This is a genomic window from Escherichia sp. WS547 (assembly GCF_046486065.1).
Classification (GTDB): domain Bacteria; phylum Pseudomonadota; class Gammaproteobacteria; order Enterobacterales; family Enterobacteriaceae; genus Escherichia; species Escherichia coli.
The window spans coordinates 251,287-267,141 of record NZ_JBJQMA010000003.1 but is presented as its reverse complement, the minus strand read 5'-3'; the positions used below and the strand labels follow the sequence as shown (position 1 = coordinate 267,141).

Genomic DNA, 15,855 nt, shown 5'->3' with positions numbered 1-15,855 from the left:
TTGCCCAGTTTTTCGTCACTCTGTGAGCCAGACTACGGGATACGCGCTGGCGAATCGCTAAACTAGAAACATTGTTTCGAAATTGAACGGTGGAAAGGAGAGGTCATGGTCTGGTTAGCGAATCCCGAACGTTACGGGCAGATGCAATACCGCTATTGCGGAAAAAGCGGTTTACGCCTGCCCGCGTTATCGCTCGGTTTATGGCACAATTTCGGTCACGTTAACGCGCTGGAATCACAGCGTGCGATCCTGCGTAAAGCGTTTGATTTGGGCATTACGCACTTTGATTTAGCCAACAATTACGGGCCGCCTCCAGGAAGCGCAGAAGAGAACTTTGGTCGCCTGCTGCGGGAGGATTTTGCCGCTTATCGCGATGAACTGATTATCTCTACCAAGGCTGGCTACGATATGTGGCCCGGCCCTTACGGCTCTGGCGGTTCACGTAAATACCTGCTCGCCAGCCTCGACCAAAGCCTGAAGCGTATGGGGCTTGAGTATGTCGATATCTTTTACTCTCATCGCGTCGATGAAAATACGCCGATGGAAGAAACCGCCTCTGCGCTGGCTCATGCGGTACAAAGCGGTAAGGCGCTGTATGTCGGGATCTCCTCTTACTCGCCAGAGCGGACGCAAAAAATGGTCGAGTTGCTGCACGAGTGGAAAATTCCGCTTTTAATTCATCAACCTTCGTACAATTTACTGAACCGCTGGGTGGATAAAAGCGGCCTGCTGGATACCCTGCAAAATAACGGCGTGGGCTGTATTGCCTTTACTCCTCTGGCTCAGGGATTGCTGACCGGAAAATATCTCAACGGCATTCCTGAAGATTCACGGATGCATCGTGAAGGGAATAAAGTTCGTGGCCTGACGCCGAAAATGCTCACCGAAGCCAACCTCAACAGCCTGCGCTTATTGAATGAAATGGCACAGCAGCGTGGACAATCAATGGCGCAAATGGCGTTAAGCTGGTTGCTGAAAGATGATCGCGTGACGTCGGTATTGATTGGTGCCAGCCGTGCAGAGCAACTTGAGGAGAACGTGCAGGCGCTGAATAATCTGACATTTAGCACCGAGGAGCTGGCGCAGATTGATCAGCATATCGCCGATGGCGAGCTGAATCTGTGGCAGGCGTCTTCCGATAAATGACCTGTTAATAACGGGCGCGAGAACCGCGCCCGAATCAGATCAGTGATTATGACGAGTTAGTCGGTCAAGATAGCCCATCACAAATGCAGAGAGCACAAACGTCAGATGGATAATGACGTACCACATCAGTTTGTTATCAGGAACATTTTTCGCATCCATAAAGACGCGCAGTAAGTGAATGGAAGAAATTGCCACAATCGACGCTGCTACTTTGTTTTTCAGCGACGTTGCGTCCATTTTCCCCAGCCAGTTCAGCTTCTCTTTGTTCTCGGAGATATCCAGTTGTGAGACGAAATTCTCATAACCGGAAAACATCACCATCACCAGCAAACCGCCAACCAGCGTCATATCCACCAGCGACAGCAACACGAGGATCAAATCTGATTCCGCCATCGAGAAGATATTCGGCAGTACGTGAATAATCTCCTGGAAGAACTTCAGCGCCAGGGCAACTAACGCCAGCGAAAGGCCAAAGTACACGGGGGCAAGCAGCCAGCGAGAAGCATACATTGCATTTTCAAGAAAACGTTCCATACATTCCTGTCGTGTAGTTAAAACGGGCAACAGTATATCGCAATTGAGTAAACAGCACGCAACAGCAAATCAACATATACGTTAAACCTTTGTCGCATAATTCTGAGGTTTAGGGATCTTCCTGGTTCCCTTATCAACGCATCGAGAACGTCTACCCTTAAAGGACGTTGAACCTGAAGGGAGAAAAACGATGTCTCATTTAAAAGACCCGACCACGCAGTATTACACTGGTGAATATCCCAAACAGAAACAACCGACGCCAGGCATCCAGGCGAAGATGACACCGGTACCGGATTGCGGCGAGAAAACCTATGTTGGTAGCGGTCGCCTGAAAGATCGTAAAGCACTGGTGACAGGGGGCGATTCCGGAATAGGTCGCGCTGCCGCCATCGCTTACGCGCGTGAAGGGGCTGACGTGGCGATCAGTTATCTTCCCGTGGAAGAAGAAGACGCTCAGGATGTGAAAAAGATCATTGAAGAATGCGGACGCAAAGCCGTTCTGCTGCCAGGCGATTTAAGCGATGAGAAATTTGCCCGTTCGCTGGTTCACGAAGCGCACAAGGCGTTAGGCGGGCTGGATATTATGGCGCTGGTCGCCGGGAAACAGGTTGCCATTCCGGATATTGCAGACCTCACCAGCGAACAGTTTCAAAAGACCTTTGCCATTAACGTTTTCGCGCTGTTCTGGCTAACCCAGGAAGCGATCCCCCTGCTACCGAAAGGTGCAAGTATCATCACCACTTCGTCAATCCAGGCATACCAGCCAAGTCCGCATTTACTGGACTATGCGGCTACGAAGGCGGCGATTCTGAACTACAGCCGTGGCCTGGCAAAACAGGTCGCGGAGAAAGGTATTCGGGTGAATATTGTCGCGCCAGGCCCGATCTGGACAGCACTGCAAATTTCCGGCGGACAAACGCAGGATAAGATCCCGCAGTTTGGTCAGCAAACGCCGATGAAACGTGCGGGGCAACCGGCGGAACTGGCCCCTGTATATGTTTATCTGGCAAGTCAGGAGTCGAGCTACGTCACCGCAGAAGTGCACGGCGTGTGCGGCGGCGAGCATTTAGGTTAAAAAAATGCCCGGTTGTGAAAAGCAACCGGGCATCATTGTGAATTCACTCTTACCTGATGTGGCGAAAACGCCTTATCCGCCTACAAACGCATGAAGATTCAACATGTTGCAATAGATTTTGTAGGCCTGATAAGCGTAGCGCATCAGGCATTGAGCACCTAATGCCGGATGCGTCGTGAACGCCTTATCCGGCCTACAAACGCACGAAGATTCAACATGTTGCAATAGATTTTGTAGGCCTGATGAGCGTAGCGCATCAGGCAATTCTACTTTACTTCGCTTTGGCGGTTTCTTCGCCGACCAGACCTATCTTCAGGTAACCCGCCTGATGCAGCGTATCCATTACCTTCATCAACGTCTCGTAATCGACGGTTTTGTCCGCTCGGAAGAAGATGGTGGTGTCTTTCTTGCCTTCGGTTAACGCATTCAACGCCGTAATCATTGTTTCATCGGTGACCGGATCGTTACCGATAAACATCGAGTTGTCTGCCTTCACCGACAAATAAACCGGTTTTTCCGGGCGCGGCTGCGGCGTGCTGGTAGAAGCAGGCAAATTCACCTTCACATCTACCGTCGCTAACGGTGCCGCCACCATAAAGATAATCAGCAGAACCAACATCACGTCGATAAACGGCGTCACGTTGATGTCATGCATTTCGCCGTTATCGTCGAGGTTTTCGTTAAGATGCATTGCCATCGGATATTATCCTGCGCGTAATTTTTGTGCGACACGAACCGGATGCGCAGCGGCGCTGGCTTCCAGATCCAGGTCACGGCTTTGCAGCAACAATACCTGCGCTGCAACATCACCCAGCATCGCTTTAAAGCCGCCAATCTGGCGTGCAAATACGTTATAGATAACGACCGCAGGAATCGCTGCCACGAGGCCGATTGCCGTTGCTAACAGAGCTTCTGCGATACCCGGCGCAACGACTGCCAGGTTAGTGGTCTGCGTTTGCGCGATACCAATAAAGCTGTTCATGATGCCCCAGACCGTACCAAACAGACCAACGAACGGAGAAATCGCGCCGATGGTTGCCAGATAGCCGTTACCGCGGCCCATTTGACGACCCACTGCGGCGACCCGACGCTCCAGACGGAAGCTGGTACGTTCTTTAATACCTTCGTTATCGTCGCTGCCTTCTGACAGTTCCAGCTCATTCTGCGCTTCATTGAGCAAATGCAGGCTTAAGCTTTTGCTACCAAAATCAGCGGCGATATCGTTGGCCTGGTTTAAGGAACGCGCTTCAGCCAGCAGTTGCTGCTCGCGCTTAAGGCGACGCTTCTGATTGAAGAACTCTACGCTCTTACTGAAGAAGATTGCCCAGGTGACTACGGAGGCCAAAATAAGCCCAATCATCACGCACTTAACGACAATATCGGCGTGCTGATACATACCCCAGACGGAAAGGTCCGTCTGCATTAAATTATTACCCACTGTGTATCTCCAGGACGCAAGTCACAAAATCTGCGCATAATAATATCAAAACGACGTCGAATTGATAGTCGTTCTCATTACTATTTGCATACTGCCGTACCTTTGCTTTCTTTTCCTTGCGTTTACGCAGTAAAAAAGTCACCAGCACGCCATTTGCGAAAATTTTCTGCTTTATGCCAATTCTTCAGGATGCGCCCGCGAATATTCATGCTAGTTTAGACATCCAGACGTATAAAAACAGGAATCCCGACATGGCGGACAAAAAGCTTGATACTCAACTGGTGAATGCAGGACGCAGCAAAAAATACACTCTTGGCGCGGTAAATAGCGTGATTCAGCGCGCTTCTTCGCTGGTATTTGAGAGTATGGAAGCCAAAAAGCACGCGACGCGCAATCGCGCCAATGGCGAGTTGTTCTATGGACGGCGCGGAACGTTAACCCATTTTTCCTTACAACAAGCGATGTGTGAACTGGAAGGTGGCGCAGGCTGCGCGCTATTTCCCTGCGGGGCGGCAGCGGTTGCTAATTCGATTCTTGCTTTTGTCGAACAGGGCGATCATGTGTTGATGACCAACACCGCCTATGAACCGAGTCAGGATTTCTGTAGCAAAATCCTCAGCAAACTGGGCGTAACGACATCGTGGTTTGATCCGCTGATTGGTGCCGATATCGTTAAGCATCTGCAGCCAAACACTAAAATCGTGTTTCTGGAATCGCCAGGCTCCATCACCATGGAAGTCCACGACGTTCCGGCGATTGTTGCCGCCGTACGCAGTGTGGTGCCGGATGCCATCATTATGATCGACAACACCTGGGCAGCCGGTGTGCTGTTTAAGGCGCTGGATTTTGGCATCGATGTTTCTATTCAAGCCGCCACCAAATATCTGGTTGGGCATTCAGATGCGATGATTGGCACTGCCGTGTGCAATGCCCGTTGCTGGGAGCAGCTACGGGAAAACGCCTATCTGATGGGCCAGATGGTCGATGCCGATACCGCCTATATAACCAGCCGTGGCCTGCGCACATTAGGTGTGCGTTTGCGTCAACATCATGAAAGCAGTCTGAAAGTGGCTGAATGGCTGGCAGAACATCCGCAAGTTGCGCGAGTTAACCACCCTGCTCTGCCTGGCAGTAAAGGCCACGAATTCTGGAAACGAGACTTTACAGGTAGCAGCGGGCTATTTTCCTTTGTGCTTAAGAAAAAACTCAGTAATGAAGAGCTGGCGAACTATCTGGATAACTTCAGTTTATTCAGCATGGCCTACTCGTGGGGCGGGTATGAATCGTTGATCCTGGCGAATCAACCAGAACATATCGCCGCCATTCGCCCACAAGGCGAGATCGATTTTAGCGGGACCTTGATTCGCCTGCATATTGGTCTGGAAGATGTCGACGATCTGATTGCCGATCTGGACGCCGGTTTTGCGCGAATTGTATAACATTGCCACTTTTGGACAATTTTGCAGACATTTAATTGTGAAAAGTCTTAAATTGTTGCGTCCGGGATCAAGGCGTCCCGGACGAATCAGGAGTACAATAGGCAGATAAAGGCTTAAACGCTGTTCCACAGGAAAGTCCATGGCTGTTATTCAAGATATCATCGCTGCGCTCTGGCAACACGACTTTGCCGCGCTGGCGGATCCTCATATTGTTAGCGTTGTTTACTTTGTCATGTTTGCCACGCTGTTTTTAGAAAACGGCCTGCTGCCCGCCTCATTTTTGCCAGGCGACAGCTTGTTGATACTGGCAGGCGCATTGATTGCCCAGGGGGTTATGGATTTTCTGCCTACGATTGCGATTCTGACCGCCGCAGCAAGTCTGGGCTGCTGGCTAAGTTATATTCAGGGGCGCTGGTTAGGGAATACCAAAACGGTGAAAGGCTGGCTGGCACAGCTTCCTGCTAAATATCACCAGCGCGCCACCTGCATGTTTGACCGCCACGGTCTGCTGGCGCTGCTGGCTGGACGTTTTCTTGCATTTGTCCGTACGCTGCTGCCAACCATGGCGGGAATTTCCGGTCTGCCAAACCGCCGTTTCCAGTTTTTCAACTGGTTAAGCGGATTGCTGTGGGTCAGCGTGGTAACCAGTTTCGGCTATGCCTTAAGTATGATTCCGTTCGTTAAACGCCATGAAGATCAGGTAATGACGTTCCTGATGATCCTGCCAATTGCCTTGTTAACCGCTGGCTTGTTAGGCACGCTGTTTGTGGTGATTAAAAAAAAATACTGTAACGCCTGACGATTTTCCCTGTTCCCGGTTGCTGTACCGGGAACGTATTTAATTCCCCTGCATCGCCCGCATTCTTGCCGCATCTTCCCCCGGCGTCACACCGAAGTAACGTTTAAACTCACGGCTAAATTGCGATGCGCTTTCATAGCCGACGCGCATCGCTGCTGCGCTGGCCTTCATGCCGTCATGGATGATCATCATCCGCGCCTTATGCAGACGGTAATTCTTCAAATACTGCAACGGCGAGGTACTGGTGACAGACTTAAAATTATGGTGGAACGCCGATACGCTCATGTTGGCTTCTGCCGCCAGTTGCTCGACGCTCAGGTTTTCGGTGTATTTATTCTCAATCCGTTTCAGCACGCGGCTAATCAGACTGAAGTGAGTCTGGCGACTGACCAGCGCCAGTAACGCGCCGCCGCAAGGTCCGGTCAGCACGTAGTACAGAATTTCGCGGATGATCTGTTTGCCGAGAATACGCGCATCCAGTGGTCGCTCCATCACGTCGAGTAACCGCTCCGCCGCGCATAAAATCTCTTCTGATAACGTGGCGGAGTTAATCCCGCTGGCTGCCATCGACGGCTGGAAATGCTCATCTTCGCCAATGTCCATCAACAGTTCCTGTAACTGCAAAATATCGACATTGAGACGCAACCCTGCCAGCGGCACCTCTGACGTGGCATAGGTTTCGCACTCAAACGGCAACGGCACCGTCAGCAGCAGGTATTCATTGGCATCATAACGAAACACGCGTTCATTGATATAACCGATTTTATGCCCGGAAAAGAGAATTATGATGCCAGGCTCGTACATCACCGGTGTACGTGCGAAAGGCGTCTCGCCATACAACAAACGCACATCGGGCAACAGTTCTGACAAACTATTTTCTTTATTTTTCAGTTTATTAACTTTATCCGCCAGCAAGCGGCAAATCTCTTCACGTTTCATATCGCGTAATTTCTTAGGAATAATGCGGCAATTTGATTGTGCACAATTTTGTAGCATTTCTCCAGCACTCTGGAGAAATAGGCAAGACATTGGCAGAAATGAGCATTGAGAGCCAGGGCGCTGGCGATCACAATGAAAAACATCAGGCAGATCGTTCTCTGCCCTCATATTGGCCCAGCAAAGGGAGCAAGTAATGAACAACTTTAATCTGCACACCCCAACCCGCATTCTGTTTGGTAAAGGCGCAATCGCTGGTTTACGCGAACAAATTCCTCACGATGCTCGCGTATTGATTACCTACGGCGGCGGCAGCGTGAAAAAAACCGGCGTTCTCGATCAAGTTCTGGATGCCCTGAAAGGCATGGACGTGCTGGAATTTGGCGGTATTGAGCCAAACCCGGCTTATGAAACGCTGATGAACGCCGTGAAACTGGTTCGCGAACAGAAAGTGACTTTCCTGCTGGCGGTTGGCGGCGGTTCTGTACTGGACGGCACCAAATTTATCGCCGCAGCGGCTAACTATCCGGAAAATATCGATCCGTGGCACATTCTGCAAACGGGCGGTAAAGAGATTAAAAGCGCCATCCCGATGGGCTGTGTGCTGACGCTGCCAGCAACCGGTTCAGAATCCAACGCAGGCGCGGTGATCTCCCGTAAAACCACAGGCGACAAGCAGGCGTTCCATTCTGCCCATGTTCAGCCGGTATTTGCCGTGCTCGATCCGGTTTATACCTACACCCTGCCGCCGCGTCAGGTGGCTAACGGCGTAGTGGACGCCTTTGTACACACCGTGGAACAGTATGTTACCAAACCGGTTGATGCCAAAATTCAGGACCGTTTCGCAGAAGGCATTTTGCTGACGCTAATCGAAGATGGTCCGAAAGCCCTGAAAGAGCCAGAAAACTACGATGTGCGCGCCAACGTCATGTGGGCGGCGACTCAGGCGCTGAACGGTTTGATTGGCGCTGGCGTACCGCAGGACTGGGCAACGCATATGCTGGGCCACGAACTGACTGCGATGCACGGTCTGGATCACGCGCAAACACTGGCTATCGTCCTGCCTGCACTGTGGAATGAAAAACGCGATACCAAGCGCGCTAAGCTGCTGCAATATGCTGAACGCGTCTGGAACATCACTGAAGGTTCCGATGATGAGCGTATTGACGCCGCGATTGCCGCAACCCGCAATTTCTTTGAGCAATTAGGCGTGCCGACCCACCTCTCCGACTACGGTCTGGACGGCAGCTCCATCCCGGCTTTGCTGAAAAAACAGGAAGAGCACGGCATGACCCAACTGGGCGAAAATCATGACATTACGTTGGATGTCAGCCGCCGTATATACGAAGCCGCCCGCTAAGCTTTTTACGCCTCAAACTTTCGTTTTCGGGCATTTCGTCCAGACTTAAGTTCACAACACCTCACCGGAGCCTGCTCCGGTGAGTTCATATAAAGGAGGAACGTATGGCTAATCCAACCGTTATTAAGCTACAGGATGGCAATGTCATGCCCCAGCTGGGACTGGGCGTCTGGCAAGCAAGTAATGAGGAAGTAATCACCGCCATTCAAAAAGCGTTAGAAGTGGGTTATCGCTCGATTGATACCGCCGCGGCCTACAAGAACGAAGAAGGTGTCGGCAAAGCCCTGAAAAATGCCTCAGTCAACAGAGAAGAACTGTTCATCACCACTAAGCTGTGGAACGACGACCACAAGCGCCCCCGCGAAGCCCTGCTCGACAGCCTGAAAAAACTCCAGCTTGATTATATCGACCTCTACTTAATGCACTGGCCCGTTCCCGCTATCGACCATTATGTCGAAGCATGGAAAGGCATGATCGAATTGCAAAAAGAGGGATTAATCAAAAGCATCGGCGTGTGCAACTTCCAGATCCATCACCTGCAACGCCTGATTGATGAAACTGGCGTGACGCCTGTGATAAACCAGATCGAACTTCATCCGCTGATGCAACAACGCCAGCTACACGCCTGGAACGCGACACACAAAATCCAGACCGAATCCTGGAGCCCATTAGCGCAAGGAGGGAAAGGCGTTTTCGATCAGAAAGTCATTCGCGATCTGGCAGATAAATACGGCAAAACCCCGGCGCAGATTGTTATCCGCTGGCATCTGGATAGCGGCCTGGTGGTGATCCCGAAATCGGTCACACCTTCACGTATTGCCGAAAACTTTGATGTCTGGGATTTCCGTCTCGACAAAGACGAACTCGGCGAAATTGCAAAACTCGATCAGGGCAAGCGTCTCGGTCCCGATCCTGACCAGTTCGGCGGCTAACATGCAAATTCTCCCGGTGGCGGTAATGTTCCGCTACCGGACTTTTCAGAAATCATTTATTCCCCTCGCGTCCCGCCCGTTGTTACTCTTCCTTGTTCAGGAATGCCAAATATAAGGACATCATCATGCAGAGCCGGAAGCTCTTAAAAGAACAACTCATCTATATCCGGGATAAACGCAACGGAGAGGTGAAAAACAGATGAAAATAATACTTCTGTTTTTAGCAGCCCTGGCAAGTTTTACCGTACACGCACAGCCCCCCTCACAGACCGTAGAACAAACAGTCCGGCATATTTATCAGAACTATAAATCAGATGCCACTGCCCCTTATTTTGGTGAAACCGGAGAGCGGGCGATAACTTCTGCGCGTATTCAACAGGCGCTTACCCTGAACGACAATCTTACGCTGCCGGGCAATATTGGCTGGCTGGATTATGATCCGGTTTGTGATTGTCAGGATTTTGGCGATCTGGTGCTAGAAAGCGTTGCGATAACCCAAACTGACGCCGATCATGCCGATGCCGTTGTGCGCTTTCGTATCTTTAAAGATGATAAAGAAAAGACCACGCAGACACTGAAAATGGTGGCGGAAAATGGTCGTTGGGTCATTGACGATATTGTCAGCAATCATGGCAGCGTCTTACAAGCAGTTAATAGCGAGAATGAAAAAACGCTGGCCGCTTTAGCTTCGTTGCAAAAAGAACAGCCGGAAGCCTTTGTTGCCGAACTCTTTGAACATATTGCTGATTATAGCTGGCCGTGGACGTGGGTGGTTTCCGACTCTTACCGCCAGGCGGTTAATGCCTTCTATAAAACCACCTTCAAGACGGCCAATAATCCCGATGAAGATATGCAAATAGAACGGCAATTTATTTACGACAATCCGATCTGTTTTGGCGAAGAGTCGCTATTTTCACGCGTTGATGAAATTCGAGTCCTGGAGAAAACCGCCGATTCCGCCCGCATTCATGTTCGTTTTACGCTGACCAATGGCAACAACGAAGAGCAAGAACTGGTTTTACAGCGGCGCGAAGGCAAGTGGGAAATCGCTGATTTTATCCGCCCGAACAGCGGCAGCCTACTTAAGCAGATTGAGGCAAAAACTGCCGCCAGATTAAAGCAATGAGCTGAATTAAATAACAATTAGCCGGAACAATAAATAAAAGGGAACACTATATGAAAACGATTTTCACCGTGGGAGCTGTTGTTCTGGCAACCTGCTTGCTCAGTGGCTGCGTCAATGAGCAAAAGGTCAATCAGCTGGCGAGCAATGTGCAAACATTAAATGCCAAAATCGCCCGGCTTGAGCAGGATATGAAAGCACTACGCCCACAAATCTATGCTGCCAAATCCGAAGCTAACAGAGCCAATACGCGTCTTGATGCTCAGGACTATTTTGATTGCCTGCGCTGCTTGCGTATGTACGCAGAATGATAAAAAAATCCCCGGTAGCGTGTCAGTTGCCGGGGATATTTTTTAACGTCCAACCGCCGCTTTAGGCCGTTTCTTCGCACCAGCATTCACCGGACGAGATTGCGTAGACGACGCTTTTTTTGCCGTAGCAGGCGTCTGACGCTGGGTCGCCATCGGCGTATGTTTCGTCAACGCCGGACGGGTATTGCGGTTCTGGCGACGAGCTTCACGCATCTCTTCAATGGTTGGCGCAGGCACTAAGCAATCGCGACGGCTACCAATCAGATGCTTTTTACCCATCGCTTCCAGCGCCTGGCGGATTAACGGCCAGTTTGCCGGATCGTGGTAACGCAACAACGCTTTATGCAAACGACGCTGCTTGTCGCCCTTCGGTACGAAGACGTCTTCACTCTTATAACCAATCTTCGCCAGCGGGTTTTTCCCGGTGTAATACATGGTGGTTGAGTTCGCCAGCGGCGATGGGTAGAAGTTCTGTACCTGGTCGAGACGGAAACGATGCTTTTTCAGCCACAGCGCCAGATTCACCATATCTTCATCACGCGTACCGGGGTGCGCGGAGATGAAATAGGGGATCAGATACTGCTCTTTACCTGCCTGTTTTGAGTAAGTATCGAACAGCTCTTTAAAGCGGTCATAGCTGCCCATGCCCGGCTTCATCATCTTCGATAACGGCCCTTCTTCGGTATGTTCCGGGGCAATCTTCAGATAACCGCCGACGTGATGGGTCGCCAGCTCTTTGATATAGCGTGGATCTTCCACGGCGATGTCATAACGTACGCCTGAGGCAATCAGGATCTTTTTAATGCCTTTCAGATCGCGAGCGCGGCGATAGAGGTTGATCGTCGGTTCGTGGTTAGTGTCCATATGCGGACAAATATCCGGGTAAACGCAGGACAAACGGCGACAAGTTTGCTCTGCGCGTGGCGATTTGCAGCGCAACATATACATGTTGGCAGTTGGCCCACCGAGATCGGAAATCACGCCCGTAAAACCTGGAACGGTGTCGCGGATCGCTTCAATCTCATTAATGATCGAATCTTCCGAACGGCTCTGAATAATGCGCCCTTCGTGCTCGGTGATAGAACAGAAAGAGCAGCCGCCAAAGCAGCCGCGCATAATGTTGACCGAGAAACGGATCATTTCGTAAGCCGGAATACGGGCATTGCCATAGGCCGGATGCGGCACGCGCTTGTACGGCAGCGCAAAGACGCTGTCCATCTCTTCGGTAGAAAGCGGAATAGCAGGCGGGTTGATCCACACATAGCGGTCGCCATGTTTTTGCATCAATGCGCGGGCGCAGCCTGGGTTAGTTTCGTGGTGCAGAATACGCGAAGCATGGGCGTACAGCACTTTATCGCCCTTCACTTTCTCGAAAGAAGGCAGCAACACGTAGGTTTTTTCCCACGGTTTCGGGCGCGGCGGCTGCACGGTTACGGCTTTGGCTTCCTGCTTTTTCGGCATCACCGGTTTGTTATCCGCACACGGCAAATCTTCGCCATACGGATGCGGTATCGGGTCGATTTTCCCAGGAGTATCAAGACGAGTAGAATCCACGCCGCTCCAGCCTAGCAACGCCTCTTTTACGATAATCGCAGTATTACGCACATCGCGGATTTCGCTAATTGGCTCGCCCATCGCCAGACGATGCGCCACTTCCACCAGCGGACGCTCACCGTTACCAAACATCAGCATGTCGGCTTTCGAATCCACCAGCACGGAACGGCGCACGGTATCGGACCAGTAATCATAATGCGCGGTACGGCGCAGACTAGCCTCAATACCGCCGAGGATCACCGGTACATCTTTCCACGCCTCTTTACAACGCTGGGTATAAACCAGTGTGGCGCGATCCGGGCGCTTACCCGCGACGTTATCCGGCGTGTAGGCATCGTCATGACGTAAACGGCGATCGGCGGTATAACGGTTGATCATCGAATCCATGTTGCCAGCAGTAACACCGAAAAACAGATTCGGTTTACCCAGACGCATAAAGTCGTCTTTGCTGCTCCAGTCCGGCTGGGCGATGATCCCGACGCGAAAGCCCTGCGCTTCCAGCATACGACCGCAAATCGCCATCCCGAAGCTTGGGTGATCGACATACGCGTCGCCAGTAACCAAAATGATGTCGCAGCTATCCCAGCCAAGTTGATCCATCTCTTCACGAGACATCGGCAAAAACGGTGCCGGTCCAAAACAGGCGGCCCAGTACTGCGGCCAGGAGAACAGGTCGCGATCCGGTTGGATCAGGGAGATAGAGCTCATTTTGCTTCCAGAAATGATAAAAAAATAATCAAAGGCCGGGGATTATAAGCCGGAACGAAAGAGAAATCGAAAGGTATTCCATACTCGCCCTCCTCGGGCGAGTATGAAGATTACGGTACCGGATTGACCAACAGTTGCCCAATCGAGCCACGGTCCGCCATTTCCAGCGTCTGACTGTTGAAGTAGAACGGGAAGTGCGCCCAGGAAGGCTGACCGAAATAAACAAGCAGCTCCACTTGTCCGTCAACCCAAACGGTATCTTTCCAGCCTCTGTCTTCCGGGAACGGCATCGCGCCATTCACGTTACGGATCTGGAACATTACGCCTTCAATATGGAACGCTTGCGGCTCGTCCGCGCGTACCGTCCAGCGTTCCCACGTTCCTTGCTGCGCGGTGACATCAATACGGTTGACGTCCCACAGCTGTCCATTAATACCCGGGTCATCACCCAGACTGATATCGCGACTGCGAATTGGCGAACCAGCCATGATTTCAGTTGGCAGCAAGCGCATCGGAAGACTGTCTGTGACCAGCGGCAGAAGGCCGGTTGGGCGCAGCGTTAGCACCAGGGTAGAAACCAGAATACTGGATGGCTCAAAGAAGCCACGAATACGATCAACAATGCTCGCCGCTTCGCCACAGGTGATCGACACTTCATCGCCGTTGCTCATATCCACCAGAATCTCGCGGCGCTCGCCCGGTGCCAGCGAAAGTTGCTTCACCGATACAGGAGCAGGCAGGAATCCCTGATCGCCAGAAATCACATGTAACGGGCGACCATCGTTCATCTGTAGTTGATAGCGACGAGAGTTCGACGCGTTCAGCAGTCGCAAGCGCACCCAGCCACGCGAGACTTCAACGTACGGGCTTTGTACACCGTTAACCAGCAGCGTATCACCAACAAAGCCGCCGCTTCCCGGTTCGTTGTATTCTGGCGTACCAAAGTTATCCAGCCGTTTATCCTGGATAATGACCGGAAAATCATCCACACCATAATGGTTGGGGATAGGCAGCGACTTGCTGACTTCATCTTCCACCAGCCACATTCCGGCAAGGCCGTTATAGACCTGCTGAGCCGTGCGGTTGGGAGTATTGGCGTGATACCACAGAGTAGCTGCGTTCTGGCGAATGGGCAGTACGGGTGCCCAGTCAGCGTTTGGCGACATCATCCGTGCCGGACCGCCCATCAGCGGGCCTGGTACCTGTAGCCCGGCCACCGTCATTGAGACATTTTCTGTCAGGCGGTTGCTGTAAATAAGCTTAACATCGTCGCCCTTCCAGACGCGGATAGTCGGCCCCAGGTAACGACCATTGATTCCCCAGACCGACGCGCGTGTCCCTGGCGTAAATGACCAGTGCGCACGTTGTACAGTCATAAACAGCGGTTGCCCACGGCGAGATTCAAGTAGCGGCGGAACGGGTAGCGGTTGCTGTTGCCCGGCTGCGCTGGCCTTCAGGGGAACAGCGCCTGCACAAAGTGCAATCCCCGATGCCTGAATGAACTGACGCCGACTGAGTGACATATTTGCTCCATGTAAAACTGGCTAAAGTAATACCGTGCAGGAAAGTGTTCCCCGCAAAAATACAGATTGCCGACTTAAACTTTTCCGGCGGCTTCACGCTCTGCGACTTCTTTATCGAGCTCGGCGATTTTTTGTTCCATTATCGAACGACAATGGGCAGCCAGCTCACGAACCTGATCTTTGCCATACTGACTGACGTCAATTGGCGGCAGCATTTCGACAATCACCAGACCGTTGTGCAGTCGATTAAGATTAATCTTATTCGAAGTTGTAGAGACGCACACGGGAATAATCGGGACGCCTGCCGCAATTGCCGCGTGAAATGCCCCGGTCTTGAACGGTAGCAGGCCGCGACCACGGCTGCGGGTACCTTCCGGGAACATCCAGATGGAAATACGGCGTTTTTTGAAATGATTCACGACTTCCGCAATAGTGCCGTGAGCTTTAGTGCGATTGTTTCTGTCGATCAATAAGTTGCCGGTTAACCAGTACAACTGCCCGAAGAAGGGGATCCACAGCAAGCTCTTTTTACCTACCGTCACCGTCGGCGGTTGCACAATGTTCGATGCTGTCACCATGTCATAGTTGTTCTGGTGGTTAGCGATATAGATAGCATTGCCGTAGCTTTCAGCGTCTGCAGGTTTGCGGCACTCCACTTTCAGGCCGAAAAGCGGCGCAAGACGGCCAAACATATGCCCAAAGGTGGCCACATGTTTCGGGTTACGCGGGCTGAAAAGGCAGTAAATGGAGCCGAATACACAGACTAAGATGCTGTAAATCACGGTAATAATAAGACGAAAGATATATAGCATAACACCCTCTGAAGGTCTGAGAGACTGGCATTGTACGTCACCTGAAATCAGGTTAGGGCATTGTTAAAAGCCGCTCTCTGGAAAAGCGTATTGTTAATCGCAACGCATGAATAAACAACGGTTTCAAGGGAATTTTTATCGTTTCCGGGGGTTGAATACGCTGCC

At 51.5% G+C, this 15,855-nt stretch carries 15 protein-coding genes; 8 read left to right on the top strand and 7 right to left on the bottom strand.

Going from position 1 to position 15,855, the window contains the following annotated elements:
• Positions 1 to 105 precede the first annotated feature (105 nt).
• Positions 106 to 1,146: an L-glyceraldehyde 3-phosphate reductase gene (gpr, locus tag ACJHWK_RS04975; protein ID WP_000262144.1), complete on the top strand. Its 1,041-nt coding sequence runs from the start codon at positions 106 to 108 to the stop codon at positions 1,144 to 1,146.
• 39 nt (positions 1,147 to 1,185) lie between these two features.
• On the opposite strand, the gene ACJHWK_RS04970 is transcribed toward gpr, so the two are convergent.
• Positions 1,186 to 1,680, bottom strand: a complete 495-nt coding sequence (locus ACJHWK_RS04970; RefSeq protein WP_000439331.1) for a TIGR00645 family protein — start codon at positions 1,678 to 1,680, stop codon at positions 1,186 to 1,188.
• Between the two features lie 190 nt (positions 1,681 to 1,870).
• Here ACJHWK_RS04970 and yghA point away from each other — a divergent pair, with 190 nt between their 5' ends.
• Positions 1,871 to 2,755 carry an NADP(+)-dependent aldehyde reductase gene (gene yghA / locus ACJHWK_RS04965; RefSeq protein WP_000018760.1) on the top strand — a complete coding sequence of 295 codons (885 nt, stop codon included), beginning with the start codon at positions 1,871 to 1,873 and terminating at the stop codon, positions 2,753 to 2,755.
• A 271-nt stretch (positions 2,756 to 3,026) separates the two neighbouring features.
• Here the strand turns inward: yghA and exbD are convergent, their stop codons facing one another.
• Both exbD and exbB read right to left on the bottom strand, forming a co-directional pair.
• Entirely contained in the window at positions 3,027 to 3,452 is a 426-nt protein-coding gene (exbD, locus tag ACJHWK_RS04960) for a TonB system transport protein ExbD (protein ID WP_001240712.1), read from the bottom strand.
• Positions 3,453 to 3,458: 6 nt separating this feature from the next.
• Positions 3,459 to 4,193: a tol-pal system-associated acyl-CoA thioesterase gene (gene exbB / locus ACJHWK_RS04955; protein ID WP_000527844.1), complete on the bottom strand. Its 735-nt coding sequence runs from the start codon at positions 4,191 to 4,193 to the stop codon at positions 3,459 to 3,461.
• A gap of 251 nt (positions 4,194 to 4,444) precedes the next feature.
• Here exbB and metC point away from each other — a divergent pair, with 251 nt between their 5' ends.
• Both metC and yghB read left to right on the top strand, forming a co-directional pair.
• A complete protein-coding gene (metC, locus tag ACJHWK_RS04950) occupies positions 4,445 to 5,632 on the top strand; it encodes a cystathionine beta-lyase (protein ID WP_001320425.1) in 1,188 nt (395 codons plus the stop codon).
• A gap of 139 nt (positions 5,633 to 5,771) precedes the next feature.
• A complete protein-coding gene (gene yghB, locus ACJHWK_RS04945) occupies positions 5,772 to 6,431 on the top strand; it encodes a DedA family general envelope maintenance protein YghB (protein WP_000268419.1) in 660 nt (219 codons plus the stop codon).
• Positions 6,432 to 6,470: 39 nt separating this feature from the next.
• Here the strand turns inward: yghB and yqhC are convergent, their stop codons facing one another.
• Complete coding sequence (gene yqhC / locus ACJHWK_RS04940) at positions 6,471 to 7,370, bottom strand: DNA-binding transcriptional regulator YqhC (protein ID WP_001298382.1); 900 nt, start codon at positions 7,368 to 7,370, stop codon at positions 6,471 to 6,473.
• 193 nt (positions 7,371 to 7,563) lie between these two features.
• Here yqhC and yqhD point away from each other — a divergent pair, with 193 nt between their 5' ends.
• From yqhD to yqhH, 4 genes are all read left to right on the top strand, one after another.
• A complete protein-coding gene (yqhD, locus tag ACJHWK_RS04935) occupies positions 7,564 to 8,727 on the top strand; it encodes an alcohol dehydrogenase (RefSeq protein ID WP_170886157.1) in 1,164 nt (387 codons plus the stop codon).
• Between the two features lie 104 nt (positions 8,728 to 8,831).
• The gene (gene dkgA / locus ACJHWK_RS04930; protein WP_000013149.1) at positions 8,832 to 9,659 is read left to right on the top strand and encodes a 2,5-didehydrogluconate reductase DkgA; all 828 of its coding nucleotides are present in this window, start codon (positions 8,832 to 8,834) and stop codon (positions 9,657 to 9,659) included.
• Between the two features lie 199 nt (positions 9,660 to 9,858).
• A complete protein-coding gene (locus ACJHWK_RS04925; RefSeq protein WP_000691619.1) occupies positions 9,859 to 10,785 on the top strand; it encodes a YbjP/YqhG family protein in 927 nt (308 codons plus the stop codon).
• Between the two features lie 50 nt (positions 10,786 to 10,835).
• A complete protein-coding gene (gene yqhH, locus ACJHWK_RS04920; RefSeq protein WP_000848528.1) occupies positions 10,836 to 11,093 on the top strand; it encodes a lipoprotein YqhH in 258 nt (85 codons plus the stop codon).
• Between the two features lie 42 nt (positions 11,094 to 11,135).
• Here yqhH and ACJHWK_RS04915 read toward each other — a convergent pair whose 3' ends face one another.
• The 3 genes from ACJHWK_RS04915 to plsC all read right to left on the bottom strand — a co-directional run bounded on the left by ACJHWK_RS04915 (position 11,136) and on the right by plsC (position 15,690).
• Positions 11,136 to 13,355 carry a YgiQ family radical SAM protein gene (locus tag ACJHWK_RS04915; protein WP_000095154.1) on the bottom strand — a complete coding sequence of 740 codons (2,220 nt, stop codon included), beginning with the start codon at positions 13,353 to 13,355 and terminating at the stop codon, positions 11,136 to 11,138.
• 110 nt (positions 13,356 to 13,465) lie between these two features.
• Positions 13,466 to 14,878, bottom strand: a complete 1,413-nt coding sequence (gene ftsP / locus ACJHWK_RS04910; protein WP_000059388.1) for a cell division protein FtsP — start codon at positions 14,876 to 14,878, stop codon at positions 13,466 to 13,468.
• Positions 14,879 to 14,952: 74 nt separating this feature from the next.
• A complete protein-coding gene (gene plsC, locus ACJHWK_RS04905) occupies positions 14,953 to 15,690 on the bottom strand; it encodes a 1-acylglycerol-3-phosphate O-acyltransferase (RefSeq protein WP_000965712.1) in 738 nt (245 codons plus the stop codon).
• Positions 15,691 to 15,855: the final 165 nt, after the last annotated feature.

What these genes read in the sequence shown, in the direction of transcription:
- yqhD (WP_170886157.1), top strand. Translation starts at nt 7,564, where the DNA reads ATGAACAACTTTAATCTGCACACCCCAACCCGCATTCTGTTTGGTAAA.
- ACJHWK_RS04970 (WP_000439331.1), bottom strand. Translation starts at nt 1,680, where the DNA reads ATGGAACGTTTTCTTGAAAATGCAATGTATGCTTCTCGCTGGCTGCTT.
- ACJHWK_RS04925 (WP_000691619.1), top strand. Translation starts at nt 9,859, where the DNA reads ATGAAAATAATACTTCTGTTTTTAGCAGCCCTGGCAAGTTTTACCGTA.
- exbD (WP_001240712.1), bottom strand. Translation starts at nt 3,452, where the DNA reads ATGGCAATGCATCTTAACGAAAACCTCGACGATAACGGCGAAATGCAT.
- ACJHWK_RS04915 (WP_000095154.1), bottom strand. Translation starts at nt 13,355, where the DNA reads ATGAGCTCTATCTCCCTGATCCAACCGGATCGCGACCTGTTCTCCTGG.
- plsC (WP_000965712.1), bottom strand. Translation starts at nt 15,690, where the DNA reads ATGCTATATATCTTTCGTCTTATTATTACCGTGATTTACAGCATCTTA.
- yqhH (WP_000848528.1), top strand. Translation starts at nt 10,836, where the DNA reads ATGAAAACGATTTTCACCGTGGGAGCTGTTGTTCTGGCAACCTGCTTG.
- yqhC (WP_001298382.1), bottom strand. Translation starts at nt 7,370, where the DNA reads ATGAAACGTGAAGAGATTTGCCGCTTGCTGGCGGATAAAGTTAATAAA.
- dkgA (WP_000013149.1), top strand. Translation starts at nt 8,832, where the DNA reads ATGGCTAATCCAACCGTTATTAAGCTACAGGATGGCAATGTCATGCCC.
- gpr (WP_000262144.1), top strand. Translation starts at nt 106, where the DNA reads ATGGTCTGGTTAGCGAATCCCGAACGTTACGGGCAGATGCAATACCGC.
- yghA (WP_000018760.1), top strand. Translation starts at nt 1,871, where the DNA reads ATGTCTCATTTAAAAGACCCGACCACGCAGTATTACACTGGTGAATAT.
- ftsP (WP_000059388.1), bottom strand. Translation starts at nt 14,878, where the DNA reads ATGTCACTCAGTCGGCGTCAGTTCATTCAGGCATCGGGGATTGCACTT.
- metC (WP_001320425.1), top strand. Translation starts at nt 4,445, where the DNA reads ATGGCGGACAAAAAGCTTGATACTCAACTGGTGAATGCAGGACGCAGC.
- yghB (WP_000268419.1), top strand. Translation starts at nt 5,772, where the DNA reads ATGGCTGTTATTCAAGATATCATCGCTGCGCTCTGGCAACACGACTTT.